This is a genomic window from Planctellipticum variicoloris (assembly GCF_030622045.1).
Taxonomy (GTDB): domain Bacteria; phylum Planctomycetota; class Planctomycetia; order Planctomycetales; family Planctomycetaceae; genus Planctellipticum; species Planctellipticum variicoloris.
Genome location: NZ_CP130886.1, coordinates 6,475,800 through 6,492,549, shown reverse-complemented (window position 1 = coordinate 6,492,549; position 16,750 = coordinate 6,475,800). Strand labels below are relative to the sequence as shown.

The 16,750-nt window shown below is 63.9% G+C and carries 14 protein-coding genes and 1 pseudogene; 7 read left to right on the top strand and 8 right to left on the bottom strand.

Features of this window, described 5'->3' with window-relative positions:
• Positions 1–43 precede the first annotated feature (43 nt).
• The 3 genes from SH412_RS25315 to SH412_RS25305 form a co-directional block, all read right to left on the bottom strand.
• Positions 44–889 (bottom strand): FAD:protein FMN transferase, encoded by an 846-nt coding sequence (locus tag SH412_RS25315; protein WP_336520821.1) that lies wholly within the window; start codon positions 887–889, stop codon positions 44–46.
• Complete coding sequence (locus tag SH412_RS25310; RefSeq protein ID WP_336520820.1) at positions 876–3,848, bottom strand: secretin N-terminal domain-containing protein; 2,973 nt, start codon at positions 3,846–3,848, stop codon at positions 876–878. Before SH412_RS25310 ends, SH412_RS25315 begins: the two co-directional genes overlap by 14 nt.
• A gap of 246 nt (positions 3,849–4,094) precedes the next feature.
• The gene (locus SH412_RS25305) at positions 4,095–5,756 is read right to left on the bottom strand and encodes a serine/threonine-protein kinase (RefSeq protein ID WP_336520819.1); all 1,662 of its coding nucleotides are present in this window, start codon (positions 5,754–5,756) and stop codon (positions 4,095–4,097) included.
• A gap of 379 nt (positions 5,757–6,135) precedes the next feature.
• Between SH412_RS25305 and SH412_RS25300 the strand changes: the two genes are divergently transcribed.
• Positions 6,136–7,362 carry a Tm-1-like ATP-binding domain-containing protein gene (locus SH412_RS25300; RefSeq protein ID WP_336520818.1) on the top strand — a complete coding sequence of 409 codons (1,227 nt, stop codon included), beginning with the start codon at positions 6,136–6,138 and terminating at the stop codon, positions 7,360–7,362.
• A 427-nt stretch (positions 7,363–7,789) separates the two neighbouring features.
• Here the strand turns inward: SH412_RS25300 and SH412_RS25295 are convergent, their stop codons facing one another.
• Positions 7,790–8,914, bottom strand: coding sequence for a hypothetical protein (locus SH412_RS25295; protein WP_336520817.1), 1,125 nt, complete (start codon positions 8,912–8,914; stop codon positions 7,790–7,792).
• A gap of 455 nt (positions 8,915–9,369) precedes the next feature.
• Here SH412_RS25295 and SH412_RS25290 point away from each other — a divergent pair, with 455 nt between their 5' ends.
• Together SH412_RS25290 and SH412_RS25285 are read left to right on the top strand one after the other, a co-directional pair.
• Positions 9,370–9,909 (top strand): hypothetical protein, encoded by a 540-nt coding sequence (locus tag SH412_RS25290; protein ID WP_336520816.1) that lies wholly within the window; start codon positions 9,370–9,372, stop codon positions 9,907–9,909.
• 3 nt (positions 9,910–9,912) lie between these two features.
• Entirely contained in the window at positions 9,913–10,344 is a 432-nt protein-coding gene (locus SH412_RS25285; protein WP_336520815.1) for a helix-turn-helix domain-containing protein, read from the top strand.
• Between the two features lie 248 nt (positions 10,345–10,592).
• On the opposite strand, the gene SH412_RS25280 is transcribed toward SH412_RS25285, so the two are convergent.
• The 4 genes and pseudogenes from SH412_RS25280 to SH412_RS25270 all read right to left on the bottom strand — a co-directional run bounded on the left by SH412_RS25280 (position 10,593) and on the right by SH412_RS25270 (position 13,655).
• On the bottom strand, positions 10,593–10,910 hold the full coding sequence (locus SH412_RS25280) for a transposase (RefSeq protein WP_336520814.1): 318 nt from the start codon (positions 10,908–10,910) through the stop codon (positions 10,593–10,595).
• A gap of 85 nt (positions 10,911–10,995) precedes the next feature.
• Positions 10,996–11,247, bottom strand: a pseudogene (locus SH412_RS28715) (helix-turn-helix domain-containing protein); the annotation flags it as partial.
• Positions 11,248–11,577: 330 nt separating this feature from the next.
• On the bottom strand, positions 11,578–12,426 hold the full coding sequence (locus tag SH412_RS25275) for a sugar transferase (RefSeq protein WP_336520813.1): 849 nt from the start codon (positions 12,424–12,426) through the stop codon (positions 11,578–11,580).
• Between the two features lie 170 nt (positions 12,427–12,596).
• A complete protein-coding gene (locus tag SH412_RS25270) occupies positions 12,597–13,655 on the bottom strand; it encodes a hypothetical protein (RefSeq protein ID WP_336520812.1) in 1,059 nt (352 codons plus the stop codon).
• 298 nt (positions 13,656–13,953) lie between these two features.
• Here SH412_RS25270 and SH412_RS25265 point away from each other — a divergent pair, with 298 nt between their 5' ends.
• From SH412_RS25265 to SH412_RS25250, 4 genes are all read left to right on the top strand, one after another.
• Positions 13,954–14,520 (top strand): CinA family protein, encoded by a 567-nt coding sequence (locus SH412_RS25265; protein WP_336520811.1) that lies wholly within the window; start codon positions 13,954–13,956, stop codon positions 14,518–14,520.
• 67 nt (positions 14,521–14,587) lie between these two features.
• Positions 14,588–14,941, top strand: coding sequence for an STAS domain-containing protein (locus SH412_RS25260; protein WP_336520810.1), 354 nt, complete (start codon positions 14,588–14,590; stop codon positions 14,939–14,941).
• A 21-nt stretch (positions 14,942–14,962) separates the two neighbouring features.
• The gene (locus SH412_RS25255; protein WP_336520809.1) at positions 14,963–15,406 is read left to right on the top strand and encodes a DUF2752 domain-containing protein; all 444 of its coding nucleotides are present in this window, start codon (positions 14,963–14,965) and stop codon (positions 15,404–15,406) included.
• Positions 15,407–15,531: 125 nt separating this feature from the next.
• Entirely contained in the window at positions 15,532–16,665 is a 1,134-nt protein-coding gene (locus SH412_RS25250; RefSeq protein ID WP_336520808.1) for a prenyltransferase/squalene oxidase repeat-containing protein, read from the top strand.
• Positions 16,666–16,750: the final 85 nt, after the last annotated feature.

Below are 16,750 nucleotides of genomic sequence, written 5' to 3'. Positions count from 1 at the left end.
ATGCAACCCGGCTGAAAGCAAGGGCTTGGGAGTCGCCGGAAAATCACCGCCGGGAGGGACAGAGCCAGTCCACGATCGCGGAAACTCGCACGCCTTGAATCATTGCTGTCGGGAGCTCGTCCGGTCCCGTGACAATGCAGGCCGTCGACAACGCCTCGGCCGCTCCGGCCGACTCGGCGGTGACGCAGCAGGCCCGCTGCTCGCGCAGCGGCTGACCGGTCCGGGGATCGATCACGTCAGAGTCGCTTGCATCAGGCGCCAGCGCCGCCGAGCACGACAAGGCCCGATCTCGCAGCATCAGCTCCCGGACGATGACATCCGGCCGATTCGGATCTCGCAGCTTCACGGGCCAGCCATCGCCGGCCGGCCCTGCTCCGCACGTCAGGACCGAACTGGTTCCGATCTGCAGCAGCCAGTTGTCCAGACCCAGTTCGTGGATGATCGCTCCCGCCAGGTCGAGCGCGGCGCCTTTGCCGTATGCGCCCAGATCCAGGCGGAGGGCTTCGACGCGGAATCGGATGGCGCATCGTACGGCGTCCAGTTCGATGTCAGCGCCGCTGATTCGCGGGCCGTCTCCGCTCCGCCACGAATCCGCCGTGATGTCGAATGCGCCTGCCGTGAGCCGCCGCCAGCGGTCGCACTCGGCGAAGACGGCGAACAGCTCGCGATCGACGAGCACCCAGCCGCAGGCGGCCTCGCGATTGAGACGGGAGACTTCGCTGGCGGGTGAGAACCGCGACCAGCGATCGGAGAGACGTTCGATCTCGTCGAGAGCCGTCTCGGCGGCCGCGGCAAGCCGCCGTTCGTCGTCGCCGATCAGAAACACTTCGGCCAGTGCGCCCATCGCCGGGCGGCTGCGCCGCACCAGCGACGGCTCAATCCTCGTCACCGAACGGCCCCGCCTGCTGCGGCTGCTGCTGAGGCTGGCCGTTCTGCGGCTGCCCGTTCTGGGGTTGATTCGGCTTCGGTTGCCGAGACTTGGGTTCTTTGAGCATTTTGTCGAGCTTCTTCTGAAGCTCGTCGAGCGGAATGCCGCGGACCTGCAGAACCTGCATGGAGGGGACCGTCGGACGGGCGGCGTCATCGAGGGAGTCGATCATCTGACCGATGTTTTCGAGCAAGCCTTCCGTGGCCGAAACGACCAGCGTATTCGACAGTTCGTCGACGCCGATCGACAACAGCCCCTTGAATTTGACCGGGGACGGGGGCGCCTGGCTGTCTCCGGCGGCGGGCGGATCGTACAGATAGGTCACGGTTCGTTCGACGGGACGCTGGTCGTCCTTTTTCTGCTGATTGGCCAGAGCCTTGTCGTTCTCGCTGAGGAGGTCGCGGTAGACGTCCTTGATGGCGTCGGCGACGACCTTGGCCTTGCTGAAGCGGAGCGGAAAGATCTGCGTCTTCCGGACCGCCATGCTGTCGGATTCCGCCGGGACGTCGAACGCTTCGATCAGTTCTTCGATGATCCGCATCTGGGCGGGGTCGGCCCCGGTGACGAGGATCGAATTCGAGTCGCTGTCGGGGATGAACTTCAGCGGCTTCTTCTTCGACAGCCGGCTCCGTTCAGAATCCTTGGCCGGCTCCGGCTCGTAGTACCAGAAACGGGAGCGGCCCGAGTCTTCGTTGTCCTTGTCTTCCTTGAAGAAGTCCTCCAGCCGCTGGGCCACGCCCCAGGCCCAGGTGCTTTTATTCTTCATCTGAAAGATGCGGTAGTCTTTGCGCGGCGGCGTCAGATCCTGCAGCAGGTCCTCAATCCGGTCCAGAGCGGCGGTGTCTTCGGACTGCAGCGTCCAGCGACCGTTCGCATCCTGCAGGATCCGGATCGGGGCGGGCTCGGCGATCCGCGGGTTGCGCCGGGCTGGAAAACCGGGCGCCGCAGTCTCATCGCCCCCGGTGGCCGGAGGGGCGGACTCGCGAGCCTCTTCGGCGGGTTCCGTGGCAGCCTCCGCCAGCAATTGCGACGGCGCGGCGCGGCGAACGGTGCTCTTGCTGAATCGGAACGACGGGCTGTTCTCAGGGCGCGACGTTGGTCGGGCGCGAGCTGGCGAGCCGGCGTCGGTCGAGGGTTCGGCCGGTTTCCGGGGCTCCGGCTTCTGCGGGGCGGGTTCGATGATCAGCGGATTGTTGCCCATGCCGGGCCAGAGCTCCCGCAGACGTTCGAGCACCTGCTGGCCGTCCTCGAGCGGAATCGAGTCGAGTCGACGCAGCCGCGACCCGACTTGTTCGCCGATGGGAATCTCTCCCAGTTTCTGGAGCAGATTGGTGACTTCGGCCATTTCGACTTCGTTGGCCCAGATCAGCAGGCGATTGTGTTCGACGTCGGCGTCGACGCGGAACCCCTGGCGCGGGTTGGCTTCTTCGCTGTTGCCGCCGCTCGATCCGAACGGGTCGTAGTAGAACGAGTAGCTGCGGCGATTGTTCTGCTTCTTTTCCCCGGCGCCCATCATGAATTCAATGGTCCCGGCGACGTATTCCGCCTCCAGCCGGCGAAGCCGGACGACCTGGAAATTCCGATCGGTGCCGTCCATCCGGTCGACGAGCTGCCGAATCGTCAGATGGTCGGCAAGGGTCCCCTGGACGATGATCGCTTTGTTTTTTTTGTCGACTTTGACCTGCGTATTCGGATCGAGCTGGCCGAGCTCCTGCAGGACTTCCGCGAATGCCTCGGGATCGATCGCGGACAGGCGGTAGACCTGCATCCGGTTCGGGTTCTGCAGCAGGGACTGGTCGTTCTCGGACGGGACATCGAGCGTTTTGACCGCCTGCGCCACGACGGCGATCAGGTTCGGCGGACCATTCGCCAGGATGCTGTTTTCACGGCGGTTGACGACCAGGTAGACCTTTGACGGCTGCGTCGGACCGCCGGGCTTGCCGCCTCCCTGCTGCTGCATTTGCTGCATCTGTTGCATCTGCTGCTGCATCTGCATCATCCGCCGGGGATCCATCGGCGAATTGTCGTCTTTCTTGGGCTTTTCCTGGCCGAGCAGGTCCATCAGCATGGAGTAGGCGTCGTCGGCGCGCACGTGCTGGAGCTTGAATTCCTGCACCAGCCGCTCCTGGCCGTTGTCAGACTGCTCCTGGCTGAGGAGCGAGGCGATTTCGCGGAGGTTGGCGACGGCGTCGATGGCCTCAATGCGATTGGTCGCTTTCAGGCCGACGAGTTTGCCGTAGGGGCTGAGCATCGGCTTGAGCTCTTCGACCGCCTGTTCGGCGATCAGCCAGTCGAGTCGGAAGGAGACTTTGACGAACTCGTGGTCCTGGCGGGTGTCGAGTTCCTTGAGGTCGACGCGCGGGAGGAGGCCGGCGTCGAGCTTCTTCAGGTTGGCGACGGTGAGGACTTCGCCGTTGAGGAGCAGCGTGTAGCCGCGGTCCAGCAGGTGGCGGTTGAGAATGTCGCGGACTTCGTCGACGGTGTAACTGCGCTGCGTGCGGAGGTTGAGTTCGTCGCCGGGGAGCTCCTGCCAGTCGAGGCTGAGGCCGGCGAGGTCGGCGTACCACTCCAGGACGTCGAGCCATTTCTGGCCGACGAAACTGAGCTGCACTTTGCCGTCGGGGCCGAGCGGCAGCACCAGGCGCTTGCCACGGATTTCCGGCCGCTTCAGCGCCGAGCGGTTGATGGGCGCGGGGGCGCCGGCGCCCGGTTGCTCGCCCGGTTTGGCTTCGCCAGGTTTCGCTTCGCCGGGCTTTGCCTCGCCCGGATTGGGCTGACCGGGTTGCCCCGGATTGGGCTGGCCCGGGACGGGTTGGCCGCCGGGTCCGCCCGGGCGTCCGGGTTGGGCGCAGAGCGTCTCCGGCCCCATGCAGGCGAGAGCAACGACGACGGCAAGGGAGGCAGATCTCTGGAGCGACATCGGAGAGCATCCGGCCGGTTGATTGGGGTAGGCCCAGGAGTGAGTACGCCTGTCGAGCGGCTGCCATTATTCCACTCTCCGCGCGGCCCCGACAAGGCGGATCTGCGGGGGGCGTTCCGAAAATGCGACAAACCGACGGGAATTCGCGGAGCGACTGGAATCGCTGGCGGCAGTCAAAATGTCTGCAAGATGAAGCCGCGGCGAGACTTGAGGCAGAATTGCCGGTCATGTCGTCACAGGGCGACATTAGACGGACCGGCCGAGCCGGCGCTGCCGGTAGTATTTCAGTCCGGGGAGAAAGAAGCACAGACCCAGCACGAAGCCGAACAGCGTGATGCTGATGTCATACGTGGGATGCGCGTGCAGCAGCGCCATGACGAACGATGTCGCAAACAGGGCGGCCGACTGGATGTAAAACTTGCCCGACAGGATGCCGGCCTTCACCAGAAAGGTCTGACCGGCGATCAGCGGCAGGACGGCCGAGAGGGTCAGCACGGGGAGATCGAGGGCCCATTCCAGCCCGAACAGCAGCGTGCTGGCGATCGTGCTGCCGGCCCAGATATGGGCGATCTGGCGCTCAACGAACGTGATCGGTCCTGAGCGTCGTCGGAGCTCCCAGAAGATCGCGGCCCAGGTTCCGACGCCGAGGGACCACAACGCCACATAGGGCCAGCGGGAGGCGATATCGCTCCACTGCATGGTGTTGGTGATCAGGCAGAGGGCGAAGACGACCGCGCTGTGCCACATCCAGAGCAGGCCCCAATTTTCGAGGATCGAGGCATGATGCGTTTCGCGGAACGCGCGGGTGATGATCTGCGAGAACTGCGACGATCGGGCGGCGATCGGTTCGTTCTGTAAGAAGGCCCGCAGATCGTCGGCCAGGGCGTCCGCCGAGACGTAGCGGAGGTCGGCCGGCTTCTGCAGGCACTTGAGCGCGATCATTTCCAGGTCGGCGTCGGCGCGGGGGTTGAGCATCCGCGGGGGGAGCGGCTCCTGCTCCAGCACGAGCAGAAGCGTGTCGACCGGAGTCGCGGCCTGGAACGGCGGACGTCCCGTCAGCATCGCGTACAGAATGGCGCCCAGACTGTAGACGTCGGAGACCGGACCGACGACTCCCCGCTGCCCGGCGGCCTGCTCGGGGGCCATGTAGCCCGGCGTGCCGAGGATCGCTCCGCTGTTCGTCAGGCTCTCGCCGCCGCCGGCAGTGTCGATCCGTTTCGCCAGGCCAAAATCCGTCACGAAGCTGCGCCCGCTGCGATCGATGAGGATATTCGACGGCTTCAGATCTCGATGCAGGACGCCGTGCCGGTGGGCCTCGGCAATGGCCCGGCAGACCGGCAGGAGGATTTCCGCAGACTGTTGCGCGGGGAGCGGGCCTTCGGCCAGGCGCTGCGCCAGCGTGACTCCTTCGACGAGCTGCATGCTGAAGTAAGGCCGGCCCCGGTGCTCGCCGACTTCGTAGACGGGGACGATGTGCGGGTGCTGCAGGCGGGCGGCGGCTTCGGCCTCGGCGCGGAAGCGGGCAACGTCGTCCGGTGAGGCAAGATCGCCGCGGAGAATCATCTTCAGGGCGACGACGCGATTGAGCGTCTGCTGCCGGGCGCGATAGACGACCCCCATGCCCCCGCGACCGAGCTCTTCGAGGAGTTCGTAGTCGCCAAAGTCGGGATCGCGCGGAAGATCGGCGCTCAGCTCCAGCCGGACCGGCCAGGGCTCGTCGGCCCGGGCGACGGTGCTGCCGAGGTCCTCGGCGACGAGCATCGTCGCCCAGAGGGAACGAAGCTCGTCCGCCAGTTCCGGATGCTGGCGGGCGGCGGCTTCGAGGTCGACGGGCCGCCCGGCGCGAGCCTCCTCCAGGAGTTGCTCCAGGATTTCGAAGAGGATCTCGTCGCGGTCAACGGCAGGCACGGAGGAAAACCTTCAAATGACAAACTCCAAATCACAAAACACCAATGACCAACCCCGCGGATTGTAGTCGGGGATGACCAGTGGGCGATATGGCCTGTCGGCGGTCGCGGCGGCATCCCTGAGAATCGGTCTCCGCGTACGATATTCGAACCGGGAGGGGTCGTAGAGAATTCGAAGCGGGCGAGCTACGTTCGACGTTTTGCGACCCCTGCGGGGTCGAATTCGTGTTTGAATGCGTGCGCGAGATTGCGCCCTTTCCAGGGGTGTCGGAGCGAAGCGCTCCTCAACCCCTGGCGACCCTCTTTGACCCCGCCGGGGTCACGGAGCGTGGCGAACGAACGCTGCGTGTGCATCCCGGAGTCTGCATCGGAGAACTCTCATGGCGGTTTATCTGCTGGCGACGCTCGATACCAAAGGGGTCGAGCTCGATTTCGTCCGGAGCGAGTTGCGGCGGTGCGGGTTGGCATCCGTGGTGGTCGATGCCGGCTGCCTCGGCGAACCCGCAATCACGCCCGATGTTTCGCGCGAGCAGGTGTTTGCCGCAGCGGGGACGACGCTGGCGGCCGTCCGGGAGCGGAACGACCGGGGCGAAGCGGTGACGCTGGCGGCGGCGGGAGCGGCGAATCTCGTCGCAGCGGCATATGCCCGCGGCGAGGTCCACGGCGTGCTGGGGATCGGGGGCTCGGCGGGGGCGACGATCGGGACCGCGGCGATGCGGGCGCTGCCGCTCGGCGTGCCGAAGGTGATGGTCAGCACGCTGGCCTCGGGCCAGACGCGGCCGTATGTCGGCGGCAAAGACATTTTCATGCTCAATGCGGTGGTCGACATCGCCGGGCTGAACCGGATCAGCCGGACGGTGCTGAGCGCGGCCGCCCGCGCGATGGCGGGACTGCTCCACTTTCCCAAGCCCGTGCTGCCGGCGGGGGACCGGCCGCTCGTCGCGGCGACGATGTTCGGCGTAACGACGCCGTGCGTCGACCGGGCCCGGCAGCGGCTGGAGGAGGCCGGCTATGAAGTGCTGGTGTTCCACGCGACGGGGAACGGCGGCGAGGCGCTGGAAGGGTTGATTGCCGACGGGCTGATCGCCGGGGTACTGGACATCACGACGACCGAGCTGGCGGACGAACTGGTGGGGGGCGTCCTCTCCGCCGGTCCAACCCGGCTGACGGCGGCGGGGAAGCGGGGGGTGCCGCAGGTGATTTCGGTGGGGGCGCTGGACATGGTGAACTTCGGCCCGCGGGCGACAGTGCCGGACAAGTTCCGCGACCGGCTGTTCTATCAGCACAACCCGACAGTGACGCTGATGCGGACGACGCCTGATGAGAACCGGCTGCTCGGCGAAGAGATCGGCCGGAAGGCCGCGGCGGCGACGGGCCCGACGGCGATTCTGCTGCCGCTCAAGGGAGTCTCAGCCATCGACGCGGCGGGGAAGCCGTTCGACGACCCGGCGGCGCGAGAGGCATTGTTTGCGGGGATCCGGGCGACGCACGGGGCGGTGCCGGTGGTGGAGCTGGAGCGGCATATCAATGATGCGGAGTTTGCGGATGCGGCTGTGGAGCGGTTGGTGGGGATGATGGAGGCGAGAGGGGTATCGACGGTTGGTTAATGCTCCCGGCTGGCAGATCCAGCCGTGGGATACAGCGCCGATCATCTTCGGTCATCGCTCGGTTGGTACTGCCAACCGCGTTGTTCCGCTGCAGCGTTGAGTTTCTTTGAGGCCTTCTCAATCTGTCCGTTTGAAGTGAGTTCGGTGTAGTCGATCAAGACGTGCTCAGGAAACTCTACTGGATCGGGTGTTGCACGCAGCCCAGCTCCGTTGCACTCCGATACCAATACGGATCGGACGCCCACCGACGTGAGCCCACGGCTCGACGTGTAGTGGTGCCACGAGCGTTCTGGAGAGATCTGATCTCCGTCATACACCGAGAGCTTCAATTCATCCTTCGGCGTTGGCTTGAAAGACTGGGAAGTGACTCGATGGTTTTGAATCCAGGACGGGTGGATCTGCCGATGCAGAAGAGTTGTTTCCTCCATCACTGACCCTCAGAGAATTTCTGAATCGTGCCGATCAATTCTCGGATCTGATCTTCGTCCTCCAGAGCGACGGTTCGCTCCTCGGATTCATCGGTACTGAGATCGAGCGAGTGCCAAAAGGCCTCTTTCGTTCCGACGTTAAACTCCAAGGAAATTTCGTTCTGCCCAAGAGTCCATTCGGCGCGGACTTTTCCGTCAATCGTTGGATACAGGTGTGGAAGCGGCAAGTCATCCTGGATGAACGAGCTGAACCAGTCTTCGAGCCATCTCAGTTCGGACGGATCCAGCGCTTTGCCTTCGCCGTCCAGCCAGCCGTCCTTAAGCGCCGCAAGCTCAGTTAACCGCGCATAGACATCGAGTTCGTCAATCAGCACAAGCTGATCAACGCTGTCGACGTGCTCAAGCCGATTGGATCTGCTGAAGATGCCGATTCCCTGCAGGCACACACGGGCACTCTGTTTGTAGCAATTGAATGCTTCCATGACGGTGTCATTGTACGACGCCAGGAGCGGGGCTTTTATTTTGCGCCCGTCCGGTACCTCGATATGGAAGGTCATGTCCTTCTGGTCGGCTTCCGGAATCAGACCATAGAGAGTGACCGTCTCCTGCACCGAACAAACCCCGTGACCAGCGAGCAGGAGAGTGCGACGCGTCGCCTTCGTCAATACGACAGGGGCGATGCAATCGCCGGAGGCAAATTCGATCGCCTCTCCATCGAGCAGACCACGTCCGATTTTCTCGAAGTGACCGAGGACTCGTTCCGGGATATACCGCCCAACGTCATCGCCGGAAGCGGCCGCTCCAATCGCTCGCACAATGGACTCACGGGCGGCCTCGAAACATTCTTCAACTTCCGTCGGGAACAGGAGCTTGGAAGCGATTACCAGGCTGATGACTGGAATGGCGCTTCCTTCCTCGATTGACGTGAGTTTCAACGCCAAACCTTTCGTGAAGCCGCGCCGCAACCGCTTACGCTCGGGATTACGCTTGAGGAAATGCCACTTTGCCACGTCCGTAATCAGGTCTTCCAGCGCCGAAAGATCGCGGAGCATATCGAGTGGGATCGCGTGTTGTTCAAACCGAGCCCCAATGAGCCTCGGCTTCAAGAATTCGGCGTTGTGCATGGCTATCGCGCGCGAGCGAAAGGCAATTGGAACACCCGGCGTTGGCCGAGAAGAATATACAAATGTATTCAGCCCAAGAAGGCAAGTCAACTGGTCGTACCAAATCGTACGCGGTCGTCGTGTCGAGTCGCAACCACATTCTGATCAAGTGGTTGCGGCTGACGCCAAGGTCGCCAAGTCGGTGACAATCCTCCGAGTGCCACTGCTGGACCGTCGTCGGGCCAGCAGTGCGCCTCTGAGCGGGAAAACCGGTGCGAAGCAAGCAAAGTGCGACCCCGCCGGGGTCGGGTGGCGTGCACCGCGGTTCCGGGGGTGTCGTCGCCGCGCTCCTCAGCCCCCGGCTACTCTCTTCGACCCCTTCGGGGGTCGTTTCGGCGGCCGGCGAGAACGGTTCTGTCCGTGAGGACAGTTCTTCGGCTATCATCGGGTTCATTCTCCTCGGAGCGACCCAACTCATGGCAGTCCGCGACGACGATTCCGACGGCGGCAGTTTCGGCGACGACGCGGGTTGGTGGTCGGGCGATGAGCGGTCGCTCGACCAGCTGCTGGAGTTCGTCGGACCCGGTTCGCGGCTCGTCTATGAGTACGAGCCGACAGCTCGCGTGGGCGGAGTGGTCAACTTTCTGGACCTCGCGCCGGTGGTCGGCGTTACTCGCTACGCCGAACGCCACGAGATTCTCACGGGCGTCCATTTCAGCAGCCGGGGCAAGAAGTGCCTGCTCGATTTTGCCGAACTGACGGGACTGGTGAAGTTCCTGGAGGCGTGGATTCGCAGGTGCTGCCGTGAGGTTGGTGACGACCGCCCGCGAGTGAAACAGATGCGATACGAAACGCGCAACGGCCTGGTCATCGAGAGCGCGACATGGGTCTGGGGCGGTGTCGCGAGTGTGTACGTGGCGTCGCCGGTGATGACCTCGTTGAGTGGAGCGCAACTGGAGCAGCTCCTGCGCGAGTTGCAGAGGGTCCAGGCGTTTCTGGAGGAGTTTAGGGGGTGAGCGATGGCGACCGGTACGACGTTCAGCCTGAAGGGCAAGGACCGGGATTCGTATCTCGAACTCGTGATGGCGTTTCCGCTGGCCTCGATCCAGTCCGAGGTGCATCTGGCGGAGGCCCAGCAGGTCATGGACCGCCTGCTCGCCCGGGGGAAGCTCGATCACGGCGAGGAGACCTACCTCGACGCGCTGAGCGATCTGGTGGCGACCTACGAGGACGCCCACCATGCCATCAGCCCGGCCTCGGACGCCGACATGTTGCGGCACCTGCTCGATGCCCGGGGGATCACACAGGCGGAGCTCAGCCGGGAGACGGGGCTGGCGAAGTCGTCGCTGTCGGAGGTTCTGGCGGGGAAGAAGGCGTTCAGTCGTTTGATGATCCGGAAGCTGGCTGACTTTTTCGGGGTGGATGTGAGCCTGCTGGCGGCGAATCTGTGAGTGCGACCCCCCCGGCGTCGAGCGGCGTGCAACGCGGTTCCGGGGGTGTCGTCGCTGCGCTCGTCAACCCTTGGCGACCGTCTTTGACCCCTGCCGTCGTCACGGAACGGGAATGCGTCGTCATCGAATGAGGATGCGGCGTGGATTGTCGAGGATTTCGGTCCTGGGGTTGCGTTACCCGATCGCCCTGAGTGGCGGCTGGGTGGCCTGTGCAGTCTCCGCTTGCGCCCCAGCGACGTCGCCAGACGCTACCGCACCGGTCTGGTCGTGTGAATCGCGGAGCTGTCAAGGTCGACATGAATCTTCTTCGCCCGCGGATAACGCTGCGTCAGCTCCCACGGCAGCAGCACGAACGACGCCGTGTCTTTCCGGCGGCCTTCAATGACGATCAGGTCCTTCGTCCGCGCGTCCTGAGCCCCCGCCAGGGATCTCTTCTCGCTCTTCCCCGACGTGAACACCGGCTTCTGCGGGCCGCGCAGCATCCAGTCCTGCCCGAGTTTCGGGTTCAGCGGAATGTCGATTTCGTCCTCCCAGACCGCCACTTCGCTCGTCGGCAGATGCGTCACCAGTTCCTCGATCTGCTCCCGACACTGCTGTTTTTCGGCCTCCGGCCACGACCTCTCGCAATTGCGTCAGGTATTCCTCGGTCAGTTTCCGTGGCCCGTTGCCGCCGCGACGGTCGAACAACCCGACCTCGCCGGCCTCGCGGAACCGGCGTTCGGTTCGAGAGACCATGCTGCGACTGACCTTCAGCGAGAGGGAGATCCAGGTGGGGGAGCGCCCCTCCAGTCGATGGATCACAATCAGAGACCGCGTTCTCAGCCCGGCGTCTTTCAGAAACCTCAACGGCTTCGACAACCGCTGCTTGGGGCGCTCCGTCCGGGGTGAAAGAAGGCCTTCCATGGGGAACTCCTTCCTTGGTTTGGAGATGCGATACTCCTAAGGCCAGGGTTTCCCATCTCGTTTCCGCTGGATTCCCTGTTCCCGGCCGCCGCGCGCCTCACAGTTCGTGGCCGGTGATTCAGCAGGCTGAGCGAATAGCGAGTAGCCAGCGGAGACGGCGGATCGCTCATCGCCAGAGAAGACGATCGGCAGGCTGACTTCGCTGACTCTCGACTTCTTCCTTTCGAGATTCCGCCTTCCTCATTCGACGGTGTAGCCGTTACGCCGTTGCGTGAAGTCTTCCGTCTTCTCCGCGGCCTCTGCGTTCCGTTCTGCGAGAGATCTTCGTCTTTACAGAGCCCCGCTGCCTGTCAGCACGACACGCACGGTGCGCAGCAGCACCTTGACGTCGTTCCAGACGCAGCAGTTCTGCAGGTACAGCAGATCCAGGCTCACCTTCCGACGGAAGCCGTCGATGTCGTTGTCGTAGCCGTTGATGACTTGAGCCAGACCGGTCAGTCCCGGCTTCAGTCCCAGGCGATGCAGGTAGTTGGGAACTTCGACCGACAGCTTCTCGATGAATTCCGGGCGTTCGGGACGGGGACCGACGAGCGACATCTCGCCCCGCAGGACATTCCACAACTGCGGAACTTCGTCGAGCCGGGTCTTGCGGAGGAAGCCCCCGATCGGCGTCACGCGCGGATCGTTGGCCACGGCGAAGCGGGCGCCATCCTTCTCGGCGTCGATCCGCATGGTTCGGAACTTGTAGATCGTGAATGGCAGACCGAATCCGTACGTCTGACGACGATCTCTCTCCGATTGCCGCCGTTCCTCCCCGTCCGCGAGCGGCTGGAAGATCCGGTTTCGCCGATCGCGCCGCCGACTGCGCTGATTCAGTCCGACTCGCGTCTGCCGGAAGATGATCGGACCGCGGGACGTCAGCCGGACGGCGATCGCTGTGACGACCATCGGAACGGCAAGGATCGTCAGCAGCACCAGGGCTCCGACGATGTCGAGCACGCGCTTGCCGATCCGCGTGGACAGACTCAGGCAACGGACGTTGCGCCGCGGCCGTTCGAGCTTGAGCCGCGTCAGCCATTCCGGCGACGGCAGATTCTCATCGGCGACGTAATGATCGAAAATGTCCGACAGATCGTCAGACCGGACGTCGGCGTCGTCGACCAGGACTGAAGCGCTCATCGGCCTGCGTTCTCAGAGATTCCGTCGAAACCGGCTGCATCGGTTCGAGATGCAGTCCATCGACGGAAGCATAGAACGTCAAACGGTCGTCGGAGCGTTTCCCGCTCGCCATCCCTGCGGACCGAGTGACGATTCGCCGCCTGGCGCGGAACTTGACGATTAGAACGATTTCAGCGGCGAGCTGGCCCGGGAAGATTCATTGGACTCTCTCCAGCGGCCGCCCGGATCACGGCGGTCCCCATCGGATCGACGCTGTTGGACTGCCGGAGCGGCGACAGGATTTCGTCGACAGAGAAGGATTTATCCGGCTCGTTCGCACCGAGTTCCCGCCGACGGGCTGTGATGTAGGCCCGGGCGGCCATCTCCAGGAACTCGACCCGCTCCTCGTCGCTGACCTGATCCAGCCGGCGACCGATCGATTCCACCCAGCCCGGCTGTTTGCCCGCGGCCTGAGACATCATGTACATGAACAGCGTAATCTGCTTGAAATTTCGATCCGCGATCGAGTGGCTGACGGGCGAGATGATCTTCGCCACGGTCTCAACCGTCGTGGAGGGAAACTGCACGAAGACGTCGCCGTTCTGAACAGCGACCACGCGACCATCCATTTCGCGATGAAACTCCGTCTGGACGCGCATCAGGGCTCGCGCCACGATCGGTCGGGCCAGCAACGGACTCTTGAATGCGCCGTCGCAGGCGATCAACGTGTCGCCGGGCGTGCGATAGAACACTTCCACCTCGCCGACCGAGCCGTCGCCGGCATCCGCGTGGTAGACACCGGCGCGAACCGGCTTCAACTCGAACTTCGAAATCTCCATCGCCCGCCAGGTTCCGACGGCGACGTCCGGATGTTCGAGGAAGTAACGATAGACATCCGGATCCACTTCGAACTGCAGGGCAGGCAGGCGGCGGAAGAGACCGACGTCCTTCAGGATCGACTCGGCCCGGGCGCGGGCTTCCGGTCGAAGTCGATCCAGGGGCAGTTCGCTGATCGCCGCGCGGCGTGTCGCGCTCGACGAACTGCCCGGCTGAAGCGTTTCGATGCCGCGGTAGAGCCAGTCATCAGACTCAGCATCGCGAGCTGGTCGACGAAACTGGACCCGCGTCACCTCGCCCTTCGCGTCGATCCCTTCCGCCGCCGGCGCGATCGCCGCCGGCAGCAAAGCGACTAATGCGGCCCCGGTGCTCATGGCGCACCGCAGGTAGCCGCTCACTCTGGAGCGCAGCATGCCCACCCTCTCCCCCCTGTGGAACGCCTGCGGAGACGGCAGTCCGCGTCTGGGTCGTCGCGGCGCCGTGAGCATTCCACTTGCACCAGTCGGGAGTCATCGCCCGCTTGAGATTTCCGATCGCAGCGGGCGACGCGACTGGCGTACCAGATTGATCGGCAGAGTCGCTACGATGAGACCAACGGATTTCTCAAACGCCAGATCACGCTGAAATCGCGTCTGTTTCCCTCAAGTTCAGGGCGCCGCAATGGCCTCAAACCCGCCCTGAATCCACGTCAAACCTGCAGGATAATCGTTAATGTCAACCGAGCTTCCCTCAGATGAAGCGCTGCTGGTTGTCGCCCGCGAACTGGCCCTGGTCCTCGAGCGTAAGAACCTGCAACTCGTCCTCGCCGAAAGCTGCACCGCCGGTCTGGCCGCCGCCCACCTCGCCCGCATCCCAGGCGTTTCACGCTTTTTCTGCGGATCCGCCGTCGTCTACCAGGAAGCGACGAAAACCGCCTGGCTCGGCGTCCCGGCCAGCCACTTTGAGTCGGATGGACCGGGAGTCGTCAGCGGCGAAACGGCAGCGGCCATGGCGGAGGGTGTTCTGGAACGGACGCCGCAGGCGGATTTCGCCGTGGCGATCACCGGCCATCTCGGACCCGGTGCCCCGGTCGATCTCGACGGGCTGGCGTTTCACGGCTGGGCCACTCGCGATTCACAGGGTCACGTTCGTCATCGGCTCCCGAAATTCCCCGCTGACCTCGTCGCGGGGGCGTCGGAGCGGGAGCTCCGCCAGCGACTGGCCGCCTGGCAGCTCTTGAGGACCGCAATCGCCGTCGCTGCAGAAACTCGTGGTGTCGGAGCGCCGCCGGAGGTATAGTCGAAGATTCTCCCCTCCTTTCAATGTGGTGGCTCGACGCCGCCGGGCAGTTCCAGGATCTCGAACCATGAACGACAATCCCGAGCCGCGAGTCTCTCTGAACGGCGAGCCCCTGCTCAATGTTTACGAAATTGGCGAGCTCACCGTCGTCGGGTTTTCGGGAAGGGATATTCCCGACGAAATCTGCATCGCCGGCTACCGCGAGCAGTTGCTGGCGCTGCTCGGCGAGTATCCCGTCCGCACGCTCGCATTCGACCTCACCGGCGTCAAACTGATCCCTAGCGGCATGCTGGGTCTGCTGACGTCGTTGCGGCGGAGAGTCGATCAGATCGAACTCTACAACCCCTCCGAGGACATCCGCGAAGTCCTGCGGATCACGAATCTCGATTCGCTGTTCGTCATCAAAGACGTTCCGGTTTGAAAGTCGGATCATCGACGAACCATGGCCAGTCAGCATTCGCCGCAGTGCGACCGAACCCGTCTGACATCCGATATGGCGTGGCTGTGGCTCTCCATGCTGGTGATCTTGGCCGCGCTGGTACTCGAAGTCCGCGCGGATCAGAAGGTGGCGCTGGCAGTTTTCCCGGACAGCCCGCTGCCGGAATCCTGTACGGCCCGCTCGCTGCTCGGCATCGACTGTCTGCTCTGCGGCATGACTCGCAGTCAGATCCATCTGGCCCACGGCCGCTGGCAGGAAGCCTTCACCACGCATCGCCTCGGCTGGCTGGCGGCCCTGCTGATCGCCGGTCAGATCCCATATCGACTTCTACGGATCTCGGGATGGATCGCTCCTCCAGGGAAAGTCCTCTCGGCGACAATCGCGGCGCTCATTCTGGGCCTGTTGCTGGTGAACTGGTTTGATCGCTGTTTGAGACTCTGGCTCTGACGCGTCTTGTCCGGAGTCTCTCAAACCGGTTCGCCGAGTCGTATGGTCTCGACCGGTTTGCACGCCGCAGCTTATGCTGTGGGCGCAATGTCCGTTTCACTCCCACGTTTCTGTCTGGAGGCATCATGCTCACTCGTTGGCCACTGCAGCTCATGGTCGCCGTGTGCGCCGCCGTCTGGATTCCCGCCGCCAGCTTCGCCGCTGATGCGTTCGGTCCAGACCCCGCAGCTCTCGCGAAGTCCCGGTCTCAGGCCATCGCCTACCTGACCGCCGCCCAGGCGGCCGACGGAAGCTGGACCGCCCCCAACGCCCCAGGCGTCACCGGCCTGGTCGTCTACGGATTGCTCTCGGGCGGCGCCCCCCCCGATCACCCGGCCGTCAAGAAAGGGCTCAAGCACCTGGAGTCGTTCACGCAGCCCGACGGCGGCGTCTACAACAAAGACGCCCACCACGGCAACTACGAAACCGCCATCGTCATGCTCGCCTTCCAGGCCGCTAACAAAGATGGCCGCTACAAAGACCGCCTCGCCGCCGCCGAAAAATACATCCGCAAGGTCCAGTGGGACGAGGGCGAAACCGACCCCGCCGACGCCAAGTTCGGCGGCGCCGGCTACGGCCGCACCGGCGACCGACCCGACCTCTCCAACACCTCGTTCTTCCTCGACGCCCTGCAAACCGCCGGCGCCACCAAAGACGACCCCGCCGTCCAGAAGGCCCTCGTCTTCCTCTCCCGCTGCCAGAACCTCGAATCCGAAAACAACACCACCCCCTTCGCCGCCAAAATCAACGACGGCGGGTTCTACTACACCCCCGCCGCCGGCGGAAACTCGCAGGCCGGCAACACCCCCGAAGGAGGTCTCCGCTCCTACGGCAGCATGACCTACGCCGGCCTCAAAAGCATGATCTTCGCCGGACTCACCCCCGAAGACGAACGCGTCAAAGCCGCCCTCACCTGGATCCGCAAGTTCTACTCCGTCAAGGAGAACCCGGGCCTCGGCCAGCAGGGCCTCTACTACTACTCCCAGGTCTTCGCCAAAACCCTGGCCACGCTCGACCTCGACGAAGTCGCCGACGCCGACGGCGCAAAACACGACTGGCGCAAAGAGCTCGCCACCCACCTGTTCTCCCAGCAGCAGCCCAACGGAAGCTGGGTCAACGAAAACGCCCGCTGGATGGAAGGGGACCCCAACCTCGCCACCGCCTACGCGCTGATCGCCCTCAAATACTGCGATCCCAAACCTGCAAAACCCGCCAAATAGCCGCGGCAATCATCAACAACAGCCCCCTGCAGACTCCCCTCCGCAGGGGGCTGTTTCCATTCCCGGTCCCAGCGTTTCTCAAGTC